Raw genomic sequence first — 22076 nt, 5'->3', positions numbered from 1 at the left:
GCATGCTCAATACCTTGTCTGCGCCGGCTGCCAGCAGTACGGCGCTGCGCCAGCGCCTGCTGCAAACTGCCGCCGCGCTGGTGGCGGGCCTGCCCCTGTACTGGGTGCTGGGGCCGCAGCCGCTGGGCTGGCTCGCCTGGTGCGCGCCGCTGCCCGTGCTATGGCTGGCCCTGCGCTCTTCGCGCCGCGATGCCGCCTGGATGACGTGCCTGGCCGCCGTGCTGGGCCTGTCATCCAACGTTGCTTATTTCCGCCTGCTCATGCCCTTGCCGACCGTGCTGGCCGTGATCGCCGTCAAGGCAATGCTGTGGCTGCTGGTGGTGCTGGCCACGCGGCGCCTCGTGCTGCGCTACCGCTCCGGCTGGACAGTGCTGGCGTATCCGGTGCTGTGGGTCGCCATCGATACGCTGATGGCGGCCTTGCTGCCCGATGGCAACTGGGGCAGCCTCGCGTATTCGCAAGCGGACAATGTTGCCATATTGCAGTTGGCTGCCCTGGCGGGCGTGCCTGGCTTGCTATTTTTGCTTTGCCTGCTGCCATCCGCGCTGGCCTTGCTGCTGGCGGGCGGCCGCGCATATCCGCCAGCGGCGGGCGCGACCGTGCTATTGCTGCTGGCCGCGTGGGCGTGTGGCGCTTGGCGCGTGCAGGGCGCTCCGGCGCCAGGCGGGCCGCTGGCAGGGCTGGTGGCCATCGATGACTTTATCGGCCCGGCCACGCCGCCGGCACGCGCGCAAGCCATCTGGGACCAGTACGCGCGCCACGTCGAAGAGCTGGCCGGGCAGGGCGCCCGGCTGGTGCTGTTGCCGGAAAAGATAGCCGTGCTGGCGCCCGCGCAGGCGGATGCCGTGCGGCAGCGTTTCCATGCGCTGGCGCGCAGCGCGGGCGTGTGGATCACCGTGGGCATCGGCGTGCAAGACGCTGCCGGCCGGCGCAACCTGGCCTGGCTGTTCGCGCCCGATGGCGCCGCGCTCGTCAGCTACCAAAAACATCATCTGGCGCCGCCCGAGCGCAATTTTCTTGCTGGCAGCGCGTATGCCGTGCAGCCGGTGGCGGGGCAGGCCATGGGTCTGGCCATCTGCAAGGACATGCATTTCTCGCCCTTGGGGCAGGCGTATGGCGCGGCCGGGGCGCAGGCGATGCTGGTGCCGGCCTGGGATTTTCAGCTGGACGCCTGGATGGGTGCGCGCATGACCATGGTGCGGGGCGTGGAAAACGGCTATGCGGTGCTGCGCGCGGCGCGCGAGGGTGTGCTGACGGTCAGCGATGTGTATGGACGTGTACTGGCGGAACGGGCCAGCAGCGCCATGCCGGGCAGCACCTTGCTGGCGCCGTTGCCGGTGCACCCGCCCGTCGCCACCTGGGCAGGATGGCTGGGGCCGCTATTCGGCTGGCTGTGCGTGGCGCTGGGCGTGATTTTGCTGTGCCTGGGCCGCCGCGCCGCGCCCGCTTCCTGACCGGAAATGTTACGTTTTGCTGCAATGCGCAAAACTGCATTGCGTCGCCTTTTTTATATTCTCCATACGCTAACCCTATAATCACCGCCGATTATTTCACCATTGCGGTGCCTATATCGGCGGCGATGCCGGCATATATATTGCACTGCAATAAGTGGTGTTATCTGGTATTGAGAAATTCGGGCGGCTGGTATTAATTGGTACTTAATTCAGCCACGAAGTCATACATATCACCGCGGAAGTAGGAGCGGCAAAATTCCACGGCGCGGCCATCGCGCAAAAAGCCCAGCCTTTCCACCGACAAGCCCGCATCACCTTCCTGCGCCTGCAGCAGGCTGGCCTGCTCCCCCGTCAGTAAAAGCGCGCTGAGGCGCTGCAAGGCGCGCACGGGCCGGTTGCCCGCCTGTTCCAGCGCGTCATACATGGAGATATCGACAGCGTCGAGTGCCGGCAGGCAACTGGCGACGATGGTGGCGTACTCCAGGCACATCGGCACCTCGTCCGCATAGCGGATGCGGTGGAAGCGGTACACGGGCGCGCCCGGCGATAGCCGCAGGCGCAAGGCCTCTTCCGGCGTAACGGTGCCCTCTGCGCGCTTGAGCCAGACACTGCGGGGCGTGCGTCCGCGCGCCCGCATGTCCTCGGAAAACGAGGTCAGCTTGGCGAAATTCTTCTCGATGCGCGTATTGATGAAATTGCCCGAGCCGGGGCGCCGCACTAGCAAGCCCTCGTTGACCAGGCCATCAATGGCCTTGCGCACGGTGATGCGCGAGACGGCCAGGTCGCTGGCCAGCTGGCGCTCGGCCGGCAGGGCTTCGTCGGGACCGAGGATGCGCTTGTCGATCGCTTCGCGCAGCGCGCGCTGCAGTTGCTGGTACAGGGGCAGGCTACTCGTCTGCCCCAGGCCTTGCATGATGTGAGCCAGGGTTGTCATACGCTGAGGGTCTCCGTTACGGCGCGTTGCAGACGCGCTCTGTATCTGTTTTGTGTCGCTGGATAATACCAAAAAAGACCGTTATAAAACCAATTTGAATTATCAGGCCGGCAATTTATGCCTGGCCTCGCTGGTATTTAGCCCGCTCATACGGGCTACAGATTGATTCAGGTGAAGTGGTCTGTGTGATTCAAACAACGTTATAAAAAAAAAGTTGCAACTGGTAGTGTTCTGGTATTGGATAGTAGTATATTGGCGTTGAATTGGTTTTGTAAGTGGTTGTACCGAAGGGTCTGCAGCATGCCGGCGAGAGTGGGCGGGCTGGAAAGAAGACCTACGTTAAAAATGAAAAGGGTCCAATCCTGGAGCCTAAATCAAGGGGGAGTACATGAAACGCAATTTGACACCTGCAGCTGCCGTCGTGAAATCCGGATCGCGTAGCCGTACGCCGATCGCTATGGCCGTTGCCGTGATGGTCGCTGGTCTGGCCTTTTCGGCGCAGGCGCAGGAAGCACCCGCCGACGACGTGTCCACCGTAGTGACGGTGACCGGCGTGCGTGCCTCGCTGGAAAAATCGCTGAAGCAAAAACGTAATGCGGATTCCGTGGTGGAAGTGGTCACCGCCGAAGATATCGGCAAGATGCCAGACCGTAACGTGGCTGACGCGATCCAGCGCCTGCCAGGTGTGAATACCCAATCGTCTGCGGGTGGCGAAGGCGGCTTCGGCGAAAACGACCGCGTCAGCCTGCGCGGCACCAGCCCCAGCTTGCAGCAAACTCTGTTCAATGGCCACGCTATCAGCACGGGCGACTGGTTCGTGCTGAACCAGTTCGGTGGCAACGTCGGCCGCAGCAGCAGCTTCTCCCTGCTGCCATCGGAGCTGGTGAGCTCGGTTGTCGTGCGGAAGAGCGCGACAGCCGATCTGGTGGAAGGTGGCGTGTCCGGTGCGATCGACGTGATCACCCGTCGCCCGCTGGAGTTCAAGAACAAGCTTACCGCCGAAGGCTCCATTCAGGCCAACTACAACGACCTGTCGGAAAAAACACAGCCGCAATTCTCCGGTATGGTGAACTGGAAAAATGACGATAATACGTTGGGGATCATGGTTCAGGGTTTCTCGCAAAAGTCGCAAGTGCGTCGTGACGGCCAGGAAATCCTCGGTTACACGGCAATTGCGGCTGACAAGGCTGCTGCGAAGGCGCATCCTGACCTGGTGGGAGTACTGGCTCCTACCTTCATAGGCGCGAGTTTCTTCGAGCAAAAGAAAACCCGGGAAGGTGGTGCTTTTGATATCGAGTTCAAACCGAGCAAGGATCTGACGCTGGATTTCAATGGCTTCTATTCGCAATTGAAGGCGCCACATTCGAACACCAACCATTTGGCCGCGCCGAGTGGCTCGATTAACGCGGGGATGGTACCGACGTCCTACACGGTGCGCAATAATACGCTTGTGGCGGCGAACTTCACGCAGAATGCTGGCGAGGTCGATAATATTTATCGTCCCGACGCAGGCGGTGAAACGTACTATCTGGATTTCAACTTCAAATATCGTGCCAGCAAGGACCTGACCTTCACAGGCAAGCTGGGCAAGACCCACGGCGTGGGCTACGACCGTGATGATGTGTACTACCAAAACAAGGTCGATGGTGGCATGAACTATGCGCTTAATGGCATGAGTCCGGCTACCGTCACCTATCCGGGCGGCACGACTACCGCGCCATTGGGCACGGCATGGATCGGTGGCGGGGAATCGCAGTCGGTCGACAAGGAACTGTACACCCAGATCGATGGCGAATTACGCCTGTCAAACGGAATATGGGATTCTATTAAGTTTGGTGCACGCTTCACTGACCATAAACGTACTGCCGAGCATCCGTTTGAAACGGGTCCTGGCGCGACAGGTTTGGACAGTGCCGGCCCCATCTGGAACGGTACGCAGTATCCTGGTAATTTCGCCTCCAACCTGGGCGGCAATTTGCCTACCAACTATTTCCGCTATGACGGTGATGCCTTGGCAAAATGGGCGGCGATTCCCGGTAACCGCAATCCCGATCGCGTAGCGCGCCACAATTGGCGCGATGAATTCAAACTGCAGGAAAAAACCCAGGCAGTCTACGGTATGGCCAATTTGGCTGGCGATAACTGGAGCGGTAACTTCGGCGTGCGTGCAGTCCATACCAAGCAGTCCACTACTGTTAATTCCAGTGGCGGTCCGATCACAGGTTCCGCTTTTGGCGCCTACTCGCAAAATACCTACGAGCGCAGCTATAACGATTTCCTGCCTAGTGCCAACATCAAGTTTGATGTCAGCCGCGATCTCGTTGTGCGCGGCGCATTGGCCAAGACCATTGCGCGTCCTGACTACAGCGCGTTGGGCGGCGCCGTATCGCTGAATGAGGATTCCCTGAGTGGTACCAAGGGCAACATCAACCTCAATCCTGTGCGTTCGAACAATGCCGAAGTCAGCGCCGAGTGGTATTTCGCGCCAAAATCGGCGGTATCGGCCGGTATTTTCTACATGGATTTGAATTCGATCGTGGCGCAACGTAACGTCAACGCTACCTATTTCAATACCAAGGTCGGTGCAGACAGGGTGTTCCAAGTTACCGAGTCTTACAACACCAAGGGCAAGAACAAGGGTATCGAGTTGAGCTATCAGCAACCGGTGCTGGGTGATTTCGGCGTACTGGCCAACTACACCTACGCTGATGGCAAGCTGAACGATGGCAGCGAATTGCTTAACGCGTCGAAGAACACCTACAACCTGACCGCTTTCTACGAATCCCACGGTTTTAGCGCGCGCCTGGCTTACAACTATCGTTCGGCTTACAAAGCGGGCGTGGACCGTGGCGCCAGCCAGCACGTCGACGACAGCAGCACCCTGGCAGGTTCGCTCAACTACAAGATCAACGAGCACTTCACGATTACGTTCGATGCGCTTAACCTGACCAATGAAACCATCAAGATGTACGCGGAAAACAAGGATCAGCCACGCGCTTTCTATAGCAACGGCCGTACCTTCTACCTGGGCTTGCGCGGCAAGCTGTAAGCAAGACGATCTGGCCTGATGCGCCCGCGTCAGGCCAGGTCTTCCTCTGTCTTTCAAGCAAGTTCCTGCTTCAGGGGCTTGCTTTTTTTTTGCGCTCACCGGCAGTGCTGCTTCTGTCTTTTTCACGCCAGGGCTGTCCCCGCCGGTCGCCAGCATGACTTGCGCCCGCTAAGCTTGTATCCGGCGGCGTAAGGTTTTCTGCCGCCGCCTTGCCGCAAGCAGGAAGGCGGTTCTTCTTATTTGGAATTGTTTGATCATGACTATTGCACCTCAGCGCTACCTCGCCCCCGACGTCCTGCGCGGCCTGACCGTGGCCCTGATGATCGTCGTCAATACGCCCGGCGACTGGGGCAGTGTGTATGCGCCGTTCCTGCATGCCGAATGGCATGGTTTTACCCTGACGGACCTGGTCTTCCCCAGCTTTTTGTTTGTCGTCGGCAATGCGCTGGCTTTTGCGCTGGGGAAATATGAAAACCTGGGCCATGGCGCCGTGCTGGCCAAGCTGTGCCAGCGCAGCGCCCTGATCTTTTTACTGGGATTCCTGCTGTATTGGTTCCCCTTCTTCAAGCTCGACGATGCGGGCCAGTTCGCCTGGTCGCCCCTGTCGCATACGCGCATCCCCGGCGTGCTGCAGCGCATCGCCGTGTGCTACCTGGCCGCCGCCCTGATCCTGCATTACTGGAAGACACGCGGTGCGCTGCTCTTCAGCGCCTGCGCCTTGCTCGGCTACTGGGCCATCCTGGCGACCTGGGGCGATTACAGCTTGCACGGTAACGCGCCGGCCAAGCTGGATCTGATCTTGCTGGGCGACAGCCACCTGTACCACGGCGAAGGCATCGCCTTCGATCCGGAAGGTATCCTCGGCACCTTGCCCTCGGTCGTGAATGTGATTGCCGGCTACCTGGCGGGCAGTTTCCTGCGCCAGGCGGCGCCGGCGCAGTTGCGCTCCAGCTTGGTTAAGCTGGCCGTGGCTGGCGTCCTCTGCGTGGCGGTGGCCCTGTGCTGGAACGAGGTGTTTCCGATCAACAAGAAGCTGTGGACCAGCTCTTACGTGATGCTGGGTATCGGCCTGGACTTGCTGCTGCTGGTGTTGCTGATGTTCGTCATCGACGTGCGCAAGATCACGGGCTGGACGTATTTTTTTGAAGTCTTCGGCAAGAACACCCTGTTTATCTACCTGGTGTCGGAAGTGCTGGTGATCATCGCGTTTACCGTGCGCGTCGGCGGCGGCAAGCTGTACCAGTGGCTGTACCAGCATGGCTTTACAGGCTGGGCGCCAGCGCGCGTGGGATCCATGCTGTTTGCCGTCAGCTTCATGCTGCTGTGCTGGCTGATCGCCTACGGCATGGACAAGCGCAAGATCTATATCAAGGTCTGAAACTTTACGTTAGCCCATGCCGCGCGGCCAGGGAGGCGATGCGCAGACGACAGGTCGAAAAAAAATCAGCCCCGGCCTGAGCCGGGAACTGCCTTGCGCATGCTTGAGGGAGCCGGAATTACTGTGCCGCTGCTGCCGGAGCCGCCGCTGCCGTAGCAGGACGGTTCAGCCACAGGATCCAGTAGCGGGCCAGGTCGCCCACGCCGTCGCCGCCCTTGACCGTTTCCAGTACCTTGATGGCGTCGTCTTTCTTGCCCGCCATGGCGTAGGAATAGCCGAGGCGCAGTTTGGCGTCTTCAGCACGCTTCAAGCCGCCCTTGGCGATGCCTTTCTGGATCAGGTCGATACCTTTGTCGAACTGGTCCATCGTCACGAAGGCGTAGCCCAGGTTGATCAAGCCCGTACCATCCTTGCTCTTCATGGCCGAGGCTTCGCCGCTGGCGATATTTTTCGCATCGTCGGCAGCTGCCTTGTTGGCCTGGTCGCGCAGTTTCTTGTGCTTGGCGGCATTCGCCCCCGTGCCCAGCACGCCTTTGGCAAAGCCCGCGTCGAGAATTTTTTTCGCTTCCGTCGGGAAGGCGTTCTGCAGGGCAATTTCAGCCATGTCGCTGTAATCTTGCGGCGGCATGGTGTCGACGGCCTTGAATTGCAGGCGCAGCACGTCCAGCGCGAAGCGGTCCGAATAGCCGGCCTTGCCCTGCAGACGGCCCAGCAGGTCGGTCCAGTAGTCGTCCGACGGGTAGTAGCGCACCAGGTTTTCCATGGCGACCAGGTAGGTGGCCGGATCCTTTCTCTTCGAGCCCGTGTTGGCCAGCAATTGCAATTCTTCGATGCTCGGCGTCTTGCCCGCTTGCTGCTTGGCCGTCACGTCGGCCATCAGTTCCTGCTTGGCGCGCGCGAAATCGTTGCTGAAGTAATAGGCGCGGATGATGTAGGGGCGCACGGTAGCCACGTCGCCTGTTTCCGTCTGGTAACGCGTGAACCATTTGATGGCGTTCGGATAATCCTTGGCGTTATAGTGGTAGTTCGCCAAGGCCTGGATGAAGTCGCCCTGGGCTTTTTTGTCCAGCTTGCCCGATTCGATCACCGCTTCCAGCGCCGTCATGGCCATCGGTGCATTGTTGGTGGTCGAAGCCAGCGCCACGCGCAGGCGGTTCAGCACGAACGTTTCATACGGCGTCAGGGCGGGAATGGCGGCAGCCTGGTCGATGCGGCTTTGCACGTCGGCGTAGTTTTTGGCATCCATCGAGGCCTTCACGACGGTCGGATCGAGCAGCTTGAACACTTCAGGGCGCACCGTGTCTGCGGGCACGGCGGCGGGCGCACCGGCGGCAGCGGCTGGCTTGGCATCCTGCGCGTGCGACAGGGCTGGCAGGACGTTCAGGCCGATGGCGGCCAGGATCAGGCTAAGACGGGCAAGACGGAATTGGGACATGGGTTATCCTTCAATCAATAACAAAAATACGCACCTGCAGTGGCAGCCGCAACATCGTGCAGTGGCATTGCCAGAGGGGCAAGGAAGCTCGAAAAAACACATTTCTGCCAGTCTGCCTGCATAAGTCAAACAGAAGCGGCATGATACAGAGCGGCTATTGTCACATAAACTGCTGGGCTGGTGCGGCAAACGTGCGCGCGAGTGCTTGCCCTTTGGCATCGAACAGCAGGCAGCGCTGCGGCGGCAGATGCAGGCGCATGGCGTCGCCCGCCTGGCGCAAGCCATCCTCGGCCGGCAGCTTGACGGCCAGCATCTCTGCCACGCCCGGCATGCTGGCGTAGACGATGGCCACGTCACCCAGGTATTCGACATGGCTGACACTGGCCCCGATCACGTTGTTGTTCGCCGTCTCCCCGTGCTGCAGGACGACATGCTCGGCGCGCACGCCCAGGGTCAGTTGCTCGCCCGGCGCCACGCCATCACCGTGCGCCTCGACCTCGATCACGGTGCCGCCGGGCAGGCGCACGGCCACCGAGCCGGGACCGCAGGCGACGGCCTCGCAGGCGACGAAGTTCATCTTCGGCGCGCCCAGGAAGCCGGCCACGAACAGGTTGCCGGGACGGTTATACAGTTCGTGCGGACTGCCCACCTGCTCGATGCGCCCGCCGTTGAAGACGACGATGCGCTCGCCCAGGGTCATCGCCTCGACCTGGTCGTGCGTGACGTAGATCATGGTGGTTTTCAGTTCCTGGTGCAGGCGCGAAATTTCCACCCGCATCTGCACGCGCAAGGAGGCATCGAGGTTCGACAGCGGTTCGTCGAACAGGAACACCTTGGGTTTGCGCACGATGGCGCGGCCGATGGCCACGCGCTGGCGCTGGCCGCCCGACAGGTCTTTCGGCTTGCGTTTCAATAGTGGCGTGATTTGCAGGATCTCGGCCGCGCGCTCGACGGCGGCGCGCACCTCGGCCTTCTTGTGCCCGGCCAGGCTCAGGGAGAAGGCCATGTTCTCGTACACCGTCATGTGCGGATACAGGGCGTAGCTCTGGAAGACCATGGCCAGGCCCCGCTCGGCCGGCGCGATATCGTTGGCCAGCTTGCCGCCGATATGCAGCTCGCCGTCCGTGATGTCTTCCAGCCCGGCGATCATGCGCAGCAGGGTCGATTTGCCGCAGCCGGACGGCCCCACGAAGACGACGAATTCGCCGTCGCGGATATCGAGGTCGATGCCGTGGATGACCGGGTGCTTGTCGTCGTACAGCTTGACGATATTCTTTAAAACGATGTGTGCCATGGACTGTGTGATTCCTAGCTTGCGCTGGCCGGCGCGGACGTGGCGCCGGCATCAGCCTGGTCGGAGGGGGCCTTTGGTCCGATGCGCATGAAGCGCGACAGGATCAAGACGGGCACGGCCGACACCAGCACCCACAGGAAAAAGGTCTTGTAGCCCAGCGCCGTCTGGATGTCGCCGCTGATCATCTTGAACAGCACGAAACCCAGCTGCATCACGCCGGTGGCAAACGCATAGTGGGCCGTCTGGTACTTGCCGACGGAAACCACCTGCATCATGAACAGGATCAGGCCGACGAAGCCGAAGCCATAGCCGAACATTTCCACGCTGAGCGCGGCCGTGATCAGGGTCAAATCGGTCGGCATGCTGTGGCTCAGGTAGTAGAACACCAGGTTCGGCAGGTTCATGGCCAGGATCAGGAAGAACATGGCGCGCTTCAGGCCCAGCCACGATGTGAAGTAGCCGCCGCCTATGCTGCCCAGCAAAAAGGCGACGGTGCCGGCCGTGCCGTACACGGCGCCCACTTCCGTCGTCGACAGGCCCAGGCCGCCAAGTTCGCGCGCTTCGCGCAGGAACAGCGGGCCGATAGTCTGCACTTGCGCCTCGCCGGCGCGGAACAGGATGATGAAGGCGATCATACCCCAGATGCCGGGCTTTTTCAGGAAGTCCACCAGCACGTCCCACAGGGTGCGGCTGACGCCTGCCACGCTCTTGTCGGCCACGGCCGCATTGCGCACCTGGGGCAGCGCCCACAGGTGATACGCGGCCAGCGACAGCATCATGGCGCCGATGATCAGGAAGATCACCGACCATGCGGGCTTGATGCCGATTTTTTTCTCCAGGTAGCCGGCCAGGATCACCAGGCCGCCCAGCGAGATGAATTTGCCGGCATTGAAGAAGGCGCCTTGCCAGCCCGCGTAGGCGGCCTGCTGCTTGTCCGACAGGCTGGCGATATACAGGCCGTCGCAGACGATGTCGTGTGTGGACGAGGCCAGCGCGGCGACGAACAGCACGGCGATGCAGGCGGCGAACCACAGCGGCGTTTGCAGCGCCAGCGCGATCAGGCCCAGGCTCAGGCCACCCGCGAACTGGAACAGCACCACCATGGTTTTCTTGCTCGACGCCAGTTCCAGGAAGGGGCTCCACAGCGACTTGAAGACCCAGGCAAAGCCGATCAGGCCCGTCCAGCGGGCGATCTGGTCGTTCGGCACGCCCATGCTCTTGAACATCAGGCCGGCCACCAGGGCCACGGCGTAGAACGGCAGGCCCTGGGCGAAGTACAAGGTGGGCACCCAGGAAATCGGGCTGCGTGCTTTCTTGCTGATGCTGATGCGCTTGTCGTGCATGGAGGCTTCCTTATTGAGAGACGTTTTCATTTGACTGCGCCGTCCATGCCGCGCATGAAGAAGCGTTGGGTAAACAGGAAGGCGAGCAGGGTCGGCACGATGGTGATCAGGGTGCCGGCGGCGATCACGCGCGTGCTGCTGCCGAAGGTGCCGCGCAAATACAGCACGCCGACAGAGAGCGGGAATTCATCGGGTTTGCTCATGACGATGGAGGGCCAGATGTATTCATTCCACGATTCGACGGCCGTCAGGATGCCGACGGTGGCCAGCCATGGCGTAATCAGGGGCAGCATGATGCGGCTGAAGATGACCCACTCGGAAGCGCCATCGACACGCGCCGCGTCGATCAGGTCTTGCGGCACTTCCTCGAACGCCTGCTTGAGCAGCAAAATGGCCACGGCCGTCACCACGTTGGGCAGGATCACGCCTGTGTAAGTGTCGACCAGGCTCATTTGCGTGATGGTGATGAAGTTGACGAGGAAATTCACTTCCGACGGCAGCACCAGGGTGGCCAGGATCAGGCCGAACACCAGCTTGCGGCCGCGGAATTTCAGGCGCGCCAGCGGATACGCGGCCAGTGAGCACAGCAGCAGTTTCCAGAACACGGTGAACACGGCGATCAGCACCGAGTTTTTGAAAAACGACCAGATCGGGATGGCCTGGAAGACTTCGATGAAGTTGTCGAAGGACGGGGCCTTTGGCCAGAAAGTGGGCGGGAAGGCGAAGATATTGCCTTCCGTGGAGATGGCCGTCACCAGGGTCCACCAGAACGGGAAGACGCAGACGACGGCGATCGCGCACAGCACGGCATAGTGGCCCAGTATTTGCAGGCGCGTTTTCAGGGGGCGGGAGCGGGTTTTCATGGTCATTCCCCTGTCAGCGGTGCTTCGGTTTCAAATAGCGCAGGCACAGCAGGGCGATGCCTATGCAGAACAGCGAGACGACGAAACTGGCCGCCAGCGCGCGCGGCAGTTTCAAGTGCTTGAGGCCCTGATCGTAGGCGTAATACAGCGCCGTGAAGGTGGAATTCATCGGCCCGCCCTGGGTCAGCACGTCGACTTCCTGGTATGCCTTCAAGGCTGCCAGCACGGACAGGATGGAGCACAGCATGATGGTCGGGCGCAGCATCGGCACGGTGATTTTCCAGAAACGCTGCCAGCGGTTGGCGCCATCGAGCATGGCCGCTTCCTGCATGTCCGACGGAATCGATTGCAGGGCCGCCAGGTACATCACCATGTACCAGCCCAGGCCGCGCCACAGGGTGACGAACATCACGGCGAACAGGGCCAGGCTGTCGTTCGTCAGCCAGCCCACGGGCGCGTTCACGAGTTTCAGGGTCAGCATCACGTAATTGAGCGCACCCTGCTCGTGGAACATGAAGCCCCACATGATGCCGACGACGGAAACGGTGGTCACCACCGGCACGTAGAAGGCGGCGCGGAACAAACGGATGCCGGGCAGGCGGTTGTTGACCAGTACGGCCAGCACGATGGCGCCTACCTGCACAAAGGGCACCATCAGCAAAAACATCAGCGAGTTTTTCAGGCCCGAGACGAACATCTCGTTATTGAAAATGTAGCGGAAATTATCCAGGCCGACGAAGCGCGTCTCGCGTATCAGGCTGTAGTCGGTGAAGGCCAGCACGGAGCCGTAGCCGACGGGCCAGAAGGAAAAGGCGGCCAGCAGCAGCAGGGCCGGGGTCAGGAACAGCCAGGCTTGCACGGTGTGGCGGTGGGCGAGTTTCATGGTGTCCTCAGTGACGCGGCAGGGTGGCCAGCTTGCGGTTCCAGATGGCGACGGCCTGATCCAGCGCCTGCTTCACATCCTGCTTGCCCGTCACGCCCGCCTCGACGGCCTTTACCAGCGAGCGGCGCAATTCGTCGTAGTCGTCGATGCCGGCCACGTACAGGGTGCGCGAGTGGCCCATCGACAGGGCGCCGGCAGCCACCGCCTTTTCGGCCGCGCCCGCGTTCTGCGGCGTGGCGAGGAAAAACGGGTCGGCGGCTGCCTTGACGGTGGTGGGAAAGACGCTGGCCTGTCTGGCGAAGGCCAGCTGGTTGGCGTCGTTCGTCAGGAAGCGCGCGAACTTGCCGACCGATGGCAGCTGGCGCGCCGGCACGCCTTTTGGAATGGCGAAGTGCACCAGCCAGCCGCCATCGGCGATGCCGGTGGGGCCCAGCGGCGCGGGCGCCACGTCGGTGATGGCGTAGATGTCCTTTGCGTCGCCGCGGATGCGCTGCATGGCCGTCGGCGGCGCCAGCAGCATGCCCAGGCGGCCGCCCTTGTAGGCGTCGATCACGGCCGGGAAATTATCTTCGGCGAACAGGCTTTCCTTCAGCAGGCCACCCACTTTATAAGTGTCGGCCAGCTTTTGCACCAGCGCCACGTGCTGCGGCGAATTGAAGACGGCGCGCTTGTCCTGGATCACGGCCAGGCCTTGCTGCATGAACAGGCCGTCGATTTTAGAGAGGGCGGGGGCGATGCCGGCCTTGCCCGTGCGTTGCGCGATCTGGCGTGCGAACGCCAGCTGTTCATCGAGGCTGGCGGGGCCGCGCGTGAGGCCCGCCTGCTTGAAAATGGCGGTATTGAAGGCGATCACCGCGACATTGCTGTACATGGGAAAACCGTAGGTGCGGCCCTTGAAGCGCAAGTCGTCCAGGGCGCTGGGAATGTAGTTGGCGCGCGCCTCCGCGATCAGGCCATCGACGGGCGTGAGCAAGCCGTCGCGCGCAAATTCGTCGGCCCAGGGCACGTTCAGGCTGACCAGTGCGGGCGGCGTGCCGGCCACGATGCGCGTGACCAGCTTGGTCTGGATGACGTCCCACGGGAAGTCTATCCATTCGATCTTGACGTCGGGATTCTGCGCCTCATAGCGCGCCACCACCGCATTGAAATACGGCGTGAACTTGGGCTTCATGCTGAAGGTCCAGAATTCGATTTTCTCGGCAGCCCATGCCTGTGGCGCGAGCAGGCCCGCGCAGGCAAACACTGCCAACAGTCTCTTGATCGTCATTTTTATCCTGGAGCGTGGCGCTCCAATGTCCATGAGTCCGCAGCGCGGGTACATGCCCTTGCCGTCGCTTATATTCGGGTGCTGCTGCCGGCAGCTGCGCCCCGTGCCGGGGACGCAGCTGCCGATACTGCTTAGTTGGTCTTCGTGACCTTGCTCAAATGGCGCGGCGCATCCGGGTCCATGCCGCGCGCGGCCGACAGTTTTGCCGCCATCACGTAGAAGGACTGGATGGCGACGATAGGGTCGAGATCCGGCGTGGCCGCCACGGGCAGGGTCAGGTCGCGCTCGGCCACGTCGGCGGGGGCCGCCAGCAAGACCTTGGCGCCGCGGCCGCGCATTTCCGTGGCCAGCTGCAGCAGGCCGGCCTGGGTCGGGCCGCGCGTGGCGAAAATCAGCAGCGGGTAGCCGTCTTCGATCAGGGCCATCGGGCCGTGCTTGATTTCGGCGCCGCTGAAGGCCTCCGCCTGCAGGGCCGAGGTTTCCTTGAATTTCAATGCCGCTTCCAGCGCCACGGGGAAGCTGATGCCGCGGCCCACGACCATGATGTTGCGCGCCGGCGCCAGCACGTCAATCGCCGGAGACCAGTCGACGCGGGTCGCTTCGAGCAGCGCTTCGGGCAGTGCTTCCAGGCCAGCCTGCAGCTCGGGGTCGTTCTGCCACTGTGCCACCATGCGCGCGCCCGCGACCAGGCTGGTAATGAAGCTCTTGGTGGCGGCGACGCTTTGTTCCTTGCCCGCGCGCAGGGGCATGGCCCATTCGGCGGCGTGCGCCAGCGGCGAATCGATATCGTTGACGAGGGCCACGGTGGTGGCGCCGCCGTCGCGGAAGTAGCGGATCGGTTCGACCACGTCCGGGCTCTGTCCCGATTGCGAAATCGAGATGGCCAGGGTGTCGCGCGTCACCAGCGGCGACTTGTTCAGGGTCACCAGCGACATCGGCAGCGAAGCGACGACACGGCCCAGGCGCGCCATGATCAGATAGGCGACGTAGTTGCAGGCGTGATCCGAGCTGCCGCGCGCGATGGTCAGCGCGGTCGAGAATGAGGTGCTCCTCAATTTGCGGCCCAGTTCCGCGTAGCGTTCCGTGTCGCTGGCCAGTTGCAGGGCGACGCATTCGGCGGCGGAAATGGCTTCTTTAAGCATCATTGAGGTCACAGATTTCTCCTTCTATATACACAGCTTTGAGTTTGAGATCGCGATCGAGTACCACCAGATCGGCGTAAGTACCGGGGGCCAGCCGGCCACGTTCTTCCAGGCCCAGGTAATCGGCGGCGTTGGTCGACACGCGCTTGGACGCGTCGGCCAGATCCAGTCCCAGTCCCACCAGGTTGCGCAGCGCCTGGTCCAGGGTCAGGGTGCTGCCCGCCAGGGTGCCGTCGGGCAGGCGTACGCCGCCCATGCATTTCTGCACGGCGTGGCGGCCCAGCATGTATTCGCCGTCCGGCATGCCGGTGGCGGCGGTCGAATCGGTGACGCAGTACAGGCGCGGGATGGCGCGCAGGGCCACCTTGATGGCGCCCGGATGCACATGCAGCAGGTCGGGTATCAGTTCGGCGTACTCGGCGTGCGCCAGGGCGGCGCCGACCATGCCAGGCTCGCGGTGATGCAGGCCGCTCATGGCGTTGAACAGGTGCGTGAAACCCATGGCGCCGTGTTCCAGCGCGGCCACGCCATCTTCATACGAACCGAGCGTGTGACCGATCTGCACGCGCACGCCGGCGTCGGCCAGCGAGCGCACCAGTTCCAGGTGGCCGGCGATTTCCGGCGCCACGGTGATGACGCGCAGCTTGGCCAGGGTTTGCAGGCGTTCGATTTCGGCCAGCGTGGCGGCGCGCGCGTAGTTGGGCTGCGCACCGAGCTTGCCGGAATTGATGTACGGGCCTTCCAGGTGGGCGCCCAGCACGCGCGCCGTGTTCGGACGGCGGTGGTTGGCGGCGATGCCGATGGCCGTCAGGGCCATGTCGATATCTTCCGGCGGCGCCGTCATGGTGGTGGCCAGCAGGCTGGTGGTGCCGTGGCGCGCATGGATGGCCGCGATGGTGTAGACGGCGTCGCCGCCTTCCATGATGTCCTTGCCGGCGCCGCCATGCACGTGCAGGTCGATAAAACCGGGCAAAATATAATCGTCGCTGTTGTTCGACGGGTGGAGGGAATTGCCCGTGATGCTGTCGACCCGCTCGCCGAAGGCGATGGCGCCGTGGATCCAGCCGCCGGGGGTAAGGATATTGCCTTTGATAGTGCTGCTCATCTGCGCGACTCCGCTACGAATTCATAATAATCACTGCGGCAATACGAGTGGGTCAGTTCCACCGCTGCGCCGTTGTCGAGATAACTGACACGGGTGATGTGCAGCATGGCTTCACCCGTCTTGATATTGGCCAGCTTGGCCTGTTCCGCCGTGGCGTTGACGGCGCGGATATGCTGCAGCGCGCGCATCGGGATGGTGCCGCGCGACTCCAGGTAGCCGTACAGCGAATCGGTCACCTGCTGCGGGTCCGGCATGTACAGGGCGGGGATGGTGGTCGTCTCGATCGCCATCACCACGTCATCGGCCGTGCGCAAACGGCGCAGGCGCGCTACCGGCATGTGCGGCGACAGGCCCAGCGACAGCAGTTCCAGTGGCGCGGCCGCGCCGATATCGCGCTGCAGCCAGCGCGAGCCGGCCGTGAAGCCCCGCTGGCGCAATTCTTCCGAAAAGCTCGTCAGGCGCGACAGCGGCTGCTCCAGCTTGGGCGTGATGTAGGTGCCCGAGCCGCGCTTGCGCGTCAGCATGCCCCGGTCGCACAGCATGTCGATGGCCTTGCGCGCCGTGACGCGCGAGATTTCCAGGATTTCCGACAGCACGCGCTCCGAAGGCAAAGCCTGGTTGGCGCGCCAGTCGCCGCTGGCGATGCCGTCCGACAGCATGTTCGCCAGTTGCATGTAGAGCGGCGTGTCGCTGGCCGGATTGGGTTTGAAGGCGGACAGTTTGGCCAGCATGGTCATTGCTCCTGCAAGTGCTTGCGTATCAGGCGCAGGCCGCCTGCCGCCGAGTCGCCCTGTGCCGGCACGACCAGTTGCAACAATGCCGCCGGCAGGTAGGCCGACAACGGTGCCGCCAGGCCGCCGCACAGGGCCACGGGCAAGGTGCCGGCCGGGTCGAGCGCCCTGGCGATGAGGGCGATCTGCTGGCCCGCGCCCATCAGGATGGTGCGTGCCACTACATTGGTGGCCGCGTGTTCGAGCACCAGCCGCGCCAGTTGCGCGAAAGTGGTCTGGCTGGCGGCCGCCAGCCACACCTGCATGGCGTCGCGCTGGCCGCCGCAGGCCTCGATGACGGCCGTGGCGAAGGCGCTGCCGGGCACGCGCCCGTCGACCACTTGCTGCGCGTGGTTGACGGCGCGCATGCCGATCCAGGCGCCGCCCGCTTCGTCGCCGGAGGGGAAGCCCCAGCCGCCTACTTCGTGACGGCTGCCGTCCGCGTGCAACACTTCGCCCACGCTGCCGGTGCCGATGGCGACGATGGCGCCCGGCTGGCCGGCATGCGCGCCCAGCAGGGTGGTCAGGGCATCCGATTCGAGTGCGACAAAGGCATAGCCGGGATTGTGTTCGATGAAGCTGGCGGCCCACTGCTTGTTGTGCACGCCGGCCAGGCCCAGGCCGATGGCCATGCGCTGCAGCGGCGGCTGTTCCAGGCCGGCGGCGCGGAAGGCCAGGGTGACGGCATGCGCCACGGACGTCCAGGCCCGTTCGATGCCCAATCCCAGGCCGGATGGGCCGCTTTGTCCCTGCGCCAGCTCCTGGCCATCGAGGCGCGCCAGGCGTACGCGAGTGCCGCTTCCCCCGCCGTCGACGCCGATTATGTATTCGATCATGTTATGCAGTCCCGCGTTTGGTTGATTGCGCCTGTCTCGGTTCTTTTATTTGTCGGGCGGCGAAAAAGCTGAAGGCACTATATTGTCGCCTCGATGGCTTGTCAACAGGTATTTAAGTGGTATTGATAAATGCCTTGTGCGATGGCGCGCCATGCCCGAGGGAATGATTGCAAGTAATTGTTAATAAAGGAGTTTTTGTGTGCCGTGAATGGTATTGAAATTGGCCTTGTTTAATGCCAATTTTTCCCGGGTGGTCTGTGCCGCGCACTGTGGTATTGCTTGTATGCATGCTTGGCAAGGCGCGCCATGAAGAGTAAAGTCCGCCTTTTACATCTGAGTTGGAAGAGCATGATGAACGACAAGGCAGCAAAGAGCGAGTACTGGGACGACTGGCAGCAAGAGGCGCTGGCCGCCGGCGTGTCGGCGCCGCTGGCCGCGCTGGGCATGGAAATGATGCGCACGCACCGCAAGAACCGCTGGCCGAAGGATTTCCTGGGCCGCGAAAGCGATGGCCCGGTCATGATTGAAATGTGCCTGGAAGACGAGGCGGAAACGGAATTGTTCTTTATCGAGAACCTGTATCCCTACGATGCAGCGCTGATCGAAAAGACGCGCCGCCGCCTGTGCCTGCACTAGGCTGACACGCGCGCGTGACTGGAACGGCCGCCTTGTGCGGCCGTTTTAACGTCAGGTACTGAACTTTTCGCTGCTGGCGCGCACGCGCATGCGCAGGCTCAGCAGCACGAGGGCGACCAGCAGCAGCGATTGCGTGCTCGGTTCATACGGCGTGGGGGCGTGCAGGCTGCCTTCCGGTGACTGGAAACTGGCCAGGCGCATGGCCAGGGTGGCGGGCGCCGCCTGGTAGGTGGCCGCGTGAATCGGTGGTGTGCCCGCCGCATGCGTGTTGCCAGCGGCCCAGAGCGACAGGGCCGCGCCCAGCAAGATCATCTTTCTCATCATATTGTCTATTTCCGCCGAGGGCTGTACGTCGATGACACATGGTCCCGCCGTATGCCGGCCCATGTCCTGTCCCCAGTGTGTATGCTTGCCTCCAGTGCTGGTCATGCCGCACCGAAATGATATCTTTTTATAAATTGCGTGTATTAAAACATAATAAAATGAAAATGCAAAACTCTTTTTGCAAATAAGCGCATGCGCTGCCTGTGCTTCCGGGGTGGGATTTATTGCATGGGGGAAATGACGTGGCATTTTCATGGGGGAGTGTCATAATGGCTCAGGCATTTTCGCCCAGGTATGGAGTAAATGATGAGCAAGGCACAGGACAGCAAGAAAGAAGCCAAGAAGGAACCGGCCAAGAGCATGAAGGAGAAGAAGGAAGCCAAGAAGGTCAAGAAAGAAGAGCGCAAGCGCTGATCATGCGCGTGCGCCGTTCATTGATGCGCCGGTGGCGTGCGCCGGCCCTGCTGGCGGCGTTCGCCCTGCTGGCCTTCGGTGTACCCGTGTCCGGCGTGCTGGCGCAGCAAAAAGCACCGCCGTCCACGTTCGGGCAAGTGGTGGGCAATGCCGTGCTGTGCATCGACCAGATCGACAACAAGGCCTTCTATGCCTATTTGCTGACGGCCTTCGGTCCTGCCTACAAGCATGAAGGGGGCGCCTACTGGTTCCGCACGGACGCCACCTTGTGGGGCGCGCCCGTAACCGACGTGATCGTCAGCGACGACACCAGTCCCCTCGTCTTCATGGGCGTGGTAGCGGACGCGACGCCGGAAAAGCTGGAACCGGCCATCCGCAGCGCCTCGGGCCTGCGTTTCAATAAACTCGACAATTCCGCCTTTCCTGTCCGTGCTTCCGTGCCTGGCAGTAAAATCGTCTACTTCCGTAGCAAGGCGAAAGTGTATTGCGCCAAATACAAGCCGTTGCCGCCCGCTCGCACCCGATGAGGGTATCGGCTTGCCGCCGCGCATTTTGATCGTTTCATCCGCAGGGTCTCCATGTACACGCATTATTTCCAGCTCAAGCAATCGCCGTTCTCGATCGCCCCCGATCCGCGCTACCTGTTCATGAGTGAACGCCACCGCGAAGCGCTGGCGCACCTGCTGTATGGCGTGGGCAGCGGCGGCGGCTTCGTGCTGCTGACGGGGGAAATCGGCGCCGGCAAGACCACCGTGTGCCGCTGCTTCATGGAGCAGATTCCGGAAAATTGCCAGCTGGCGTATATCTTCAATCCGAAACTGTCCGTCGAGGAATTGCTGCTGTCGATCTGCGAGGAATTCCGCATCGCCCTGGCGCCCGGCGTGGCCAGCGTGAAAGGCTATGTCGACGCCATCAATGCACACCTGCTGGCCAGCCATGCACAAGGCAAGAACAATGTGCTGATCATTGATGAAGCACAAAACCTGTCCGCCGCCGTGCTGGAGCAGCTGCGTTTGCTGACGAACCTGGAAACGAGCGAGCGCAAGCTGCTGCAGATCATCCTGATCGGCCAGCCGGAATTGCGCGCCATGCTGGCCCGGCCCGAGCTGGAGCAACTGGCGCAGCGCGTGATCGCCCGCTATCACCTTGGCTCGCTGACGGCCGAGGAAACGGCCAGCTATATCCGCCACCGCTTGGCCGTGGCAGGCAGCACGGCGCAGACGCCGTTCGCGCCCCGCCTGATGGCGCAGATCCATGCCTTGAGCCACGGCGTGCCGCGCCGCATCAACCTGCTGTGCGACCGCGCGCTGCTGGGTGCCTACGTGGAAAACCAGCCGCAGGTGACGCGCCAGATACTGCGCCGTGCCGCCGAGGAAGTGTTTGCCGAAGAGGGGAAACCGGCTGTCGGACGGGGCCTGCACTGGCCGCACGTGGCGGCCGGCGTGCTGGCCGGCGCCGTGGTCACGGCTGCGTTGGCATGGCATTTCATGCCGCACGCCAGCGTGCCCGTACCGGCGGTCACTGCGCCGGCACCGGCCTTGGCCGCATCCGTGCCGGCGGCGTCCGCAGCGGTGGCCGCGTCCGCACCCGCCAGCGTGCCGGACCGCAACGCCGTGCTGCGCCAGCTGGCCGCCCTGTGGGGCGAGCAGTTGCCTGCCGGCGATGCTTGCCAGGCGGGTTCGCGTGCCGGCCTGCGCTGCCTGCACAGCCGGGGCGGCATCGCCGAACTGCGCGTGCTGGACCGTCCCGCCATGCTGGCCTTGCGCGATGGGCAAGGGGCGGAACAGCTGGCGCTGCTGACGCGGCTGCAGGGCGAGACCGCTACGCTGATGCTGGACGGTAAGCAACTCAGCCTGCCCCTGGGCCAGCTGGCGCAGCGCAGCGATGGCATTTTCACCACTTTCTGGCGCGCCCCGCGCAGCTGGCGCGACGAGGTGCCGCAGGGTGCCCGCGGTGCCGATGTGGACTGGCTGGCGCAGCGCCTGGCGCAACAGCGGGGCTTGCCGGCACCGGCCGCCAACCTGTCGCTCGATGCCGAGATGCAAGGCCAGCTGCGTGCTTTCCAGCAGAGCCAGAACTTGCGGGCCGATGGCCTGGCGGGCCCGAAAACGTACATACGCCTGATGCAACTGGGTGACAACGCGGAGCCGCGCCTGAGCAGCGCAGCTCCTGCCGTGGCAGCGCCCGCTGCGACGGCGATGGTGGCGGGGAAATAAGATGTCCTACATACTTGAAGCACTGAAAAAATCGCAGGCCGAGCGCCAATTGGGCGAGTTGCCTTCGATCCACGCACCGCAAGTGCAGCTGCACGCTGCTGCAGCGTCCTCTGCTGCGCGGCGCGCGCCCGTCTGGCTGGCGCTGGGCGGTGTGAGCGTGGCCGTGGCTGCCGCGCTGCTGCTGTGGCAGCCCTGGCAGGCGGGTGCGGCTGCGCCTGCGGCCGCTGCTGTCGTCCCTGCCGTGCTGGCCCAGGCCGTGCCCGCACCCGTGCCCGTCGCTGCCCCGCCAGCCGTACCCGCGCCGGCGCCTGTGCCGCTGGCTGCCCCGTCCCTGCCGTCGGCGGCCACCGCCGCGCCCGTGCACCATGCCAGGCCCGTGGCGGAACCCCGGCAAGAGACGCCCGGCCAGGTCGCACCGCCGCCCGTTGTGGCTCCGATGCCTGCAGCGCCGCCCGCTTCCACGCCCACGCCTGGCGCCGAGGAAAGCGTGCCCGGCATGCGCGACTTGCCCGAGCCGATACAGCGGCAAATCCCGCCGGTCGCCATCGGCGGCTATATTTATTCGAAGAATCCGACCGACCGCCTGTTGCTGATCGACAAGGTCTTGCGCCACGAGGGCGAGGAACTGGCGCCCGGCCTGGTGTTGGAAAAGTTGCAGCCGAAGGCGGCCATCTTCAGTTTCAAGGGCTACCGCTACCGCGTGCCGTATTGATTTGTTGCGCATCAAGGCCGG

At 62.8% G+C, this 22076-nt stretch carries 19 protein-coding genes; 7 read left to right on the top strand and 12 right to left on the bottom strand.

Features of this window, described 5'->3' with window-relative positions:
- Positions 1-2 precede the first annotated feature (2 nt).
- Positions 3-1454 (top strand): nitrilase-related carbon-nitrogen hydrolase, encoded by a 1452-nt coding sequence (locus tag ACQ4WP_RS02860; RefSeq protein WP_436518586.1) that lies wholly within the window; start codon positions 3-5, stop codon positions 1452-1454.
- 193 nt (positions 1455-1647) lie between these two features.
- Here the strand turns inward: ACQ4WP_RS02860 and ACQ4WP_RS02855 are convergent, their stop codons facing one another.
- A complete protein-coding gene (locus ACQ4WP_RS02855; protein WP_436518585.1) occupies positions 1648-2388 on the bottom strand; it encodes a GntR family transcriptional regulator in 741 nt (246 codons plus the stop codon).
- A gap of 388 nt (positions 2389-2776) precedes the next feature.
- Here ACQ4WP_RS02855 and ACQ4WP_RS02850 point away from each other — a divergent pair, with 388 nt between their 5' ends.
- Positions 2777-5437, top strand: coding sequence for a TonB-dependent receptor (locus tag ACQ4WP_RS02850; protein ID WP_436518584.1), 2661 nt, complete (start codon positions 2777-2779; stop codon positions 5435-5437).
- A gap of 256 nt (positions 5438-5693) precedes the next feature.
- Positions 5694-6815, top strand: coding sequence for an acyltransferase family protein (locus ACQ4WP_RS02845; protein WP_436518583.1), 1122 nt, complete (start codon positions 5694-5696; stop codon positions 6813-6815).
- Positions 6816-6933: 118 nt separating this feature from the next.
- Here the strand turns inward: ACQ4WP_RS02845 and ACQ4WP_RS02840 are convergent, their stop codons facing one another.
- From ACQ4WP_RS02840 to ACQ4WP_RS02795, 10 genes are all read right to left on the bottom strand, one after another.
- Positions 6934-8250: a tetratricopeptide repeat protein gene (locus tag ACQ4WP_RS02840; protein WP_436518582.1), complete on the bottom strand. Its 1317-nt coding sequence runs from the start codon at positions 8248-8250 to the stop codon at positions 6934-6936.
- A 160-nt stretch (positions 8251-8410) separates the two neighbouring features.
- A complete protein-coding gene (locus ACQ4WP_RS02835; RefSeq protein ID WP_436518581.1) occupies positions 8411-9544 on the bottom strand; it encodes an ABC transporter ATP-binding protein in 1134 nt (377 codons plus the stop codon).
- Positions 9545-9558: 14 nt separating this feature from the next.
- Positions 9559-10887, bottom strand: coding sequence for an MFS transporter (locus ACQ4WP_RS02830; RefSeq protein ID WP_436518580.1), 1329 nt, complete (start codon positions 10885-10887; stop codon positions 9559-9561).
- A gap of 26 nt (positions 10888-10913) precedes the next feature.
- Positions 10914-11750, bottom strand: coding sequence for a carbohydrate ABC transporter permease (locus tag ACQ4WP_RS02825; protein WP_353658576.1), 837 nt, complete (start codon positions 11748-11750; stop codon positions 10914-10916).
- A 13-nt stretch (positions 11751-11763) separates the two neighbouring features.
- Positions 11764-12633 (bottom strand): carbohydrate ABC transporter permease, encoded by an 870-nt coding sequence (locus ACQ4WP_RS02820; RefSeq protein WP_436518579.1) that lies wholly within the window; start codon positions 12631-12633, stop codon positions 11764-11766.
- Positions 12634-12640: 7 nt separating this feature from the next.
- On the bottom strand, positions 12641-13900 hold the full coding sequence (locus ACQ4WP_RS02815) for an ABC transporter substrate-binding protein (RefSeq protein WP_436518578.1): 1260 nt from the start codon (positions 13898-13900) through the stop codon (positions 12641-12643).
- A 131-nt stretch (positions 13901-14031) separates the two neighbouring features.
- Positions 14032-15045 carry an SIS domain-containing protein gene (locus ACQ4WP_RS02810; protein ID WP_071079063.1) on the bottom strand — a complete coding sequence of 338 codons (1014 nt, stop codon included), beginning with the start codon at positions 15043-15045 and terminating at the stop codon, positions 14032-14034.
- Entirely contained in the window at positions 15035-16147 is a 1113-nt protein-coding gene (nagA, locus tag ACQ4WP_RS02805; RefSeq protein WP_436518577.1) for an N-acetylglucosamine-6-phosphate deacetylase, read from the bottom strand. The genes ACQ4WP_RS02810 and nagA overlap by 11 nt, the downstream gene beginning before the upstream one ends.
- Positions 16144-16878 (bottom strand): GntR family transcriptional regulator, encoded by a 735-nt coding sequence (locus ACQ4WP_RS02800; RefSeq protein WP_219117950.1) that lies wholly within the window; start codon positions 16876-16878, stop codon positions 16144-16146. Before ACQ4WP_RS02800 ends, nagA begins: the two co-directional genes overlap by 4 nt.
- A gap of 2 nt (positions 16879-16880) precedes the next feature.
- Positions 16881-17753, bottom strand: a complete 873-nt coding sequence (locus ACQ4WP_RS02795; protein ID WP_436518576.1) for a glucosamine kinase nucleotide-binding domain-containing protein — start codon at positions 17751-17753, stop codon at positions 16881-16883.
- 348 nt (positions 17754-18101) lie between these two features.
- On the opposite strand from ACQ4WP_RS02795, the gene ACQ4WP_RS02790 reads away from it, so the two are divergent.
- Positions 18102-18389, top strand: a complete 288-nt coding sequence (locus tag ACQ4WP_RS02790; RefSeq protein ID WP_034759823.1) for a hypothetical protein — start codon at positions 18102-18104, stop codon at positions 18387-18389.
- A gap of 51 nt (positions 18390-18440) precedes the next feature.
- On the opposite strand, the gene ACQ4WP_RS02785 is transcribed toward ACQ4WP_RS02790, so the two are convergent.
- A complete protein-coding gene (locus ACQ4WP_RS02785; protein WP_436518575.1) occupies positions 18441-18713 on the bottom strand; it encodes a hypothetical protein in 273 nt (90 codons plus the stop codon).
- A 416-nt stretch (positions 18714-19129) separates the two neighbouring features.
- Between ACQ4WP_RS02785 and ACQ4WP_RS02780 the strand changes: the two genes are divergently transcribed.
- From ACQ4WP_RS02780 to ACQ4WP_RS02770, 3 genes are read left to right on the top strand one after another with little or no spacing between them, the layout of a single operon-like run.
- The gene (locus tag ACQ4WP_RS02780; protein ID WP_436518574.1) at positions 19130-19654 is read left to right on the top strand and encodes a hypothetical protein; all 525 of its coding nucleotides are present in this window, start codon (positions 19130-19132) and stop codon (positions 19652-19654) included.
- Positions 19655-19705: 51 nt separating this feature from the next.
- A complete protein-coding gene (locus ACQ4WP_RS02775) occupies positions 19706-21343 on the top strand; it encodes an ExeA family protein (RefSeq protein ID WP_436518573.1) in 1638 nt (545 codons plus the stop codon).
- Between the two features lies 1 nt (position 21344).
- Positions 21345-22055, top strand: a complete 711-nt coding sequence (locus tag ACQ4WP_RS02770) for a general secretion pathway protein GspB (RefSeq protein ID WP_436518572.1) — start codon at positions 21345-21347, stop codon at positions 22053-22055.
- Positions 22056-22076: the final 21 nt, after the last annotated feature.

It is taken from the genome of Janthinobacterium lyxosi (assembly GCF_051380665.1).
GTDB lineage: Bacteria > Pseudomonadota > Gammaproteobacteria > Burkholderiales > Burkholderiaceae_D > Janthinobacterium.
The sequence above is the reverse complement of the archived record's forward strand: the minus strand, read 5'-3'. Positions and strand labels throughout refer to the sequence as shown.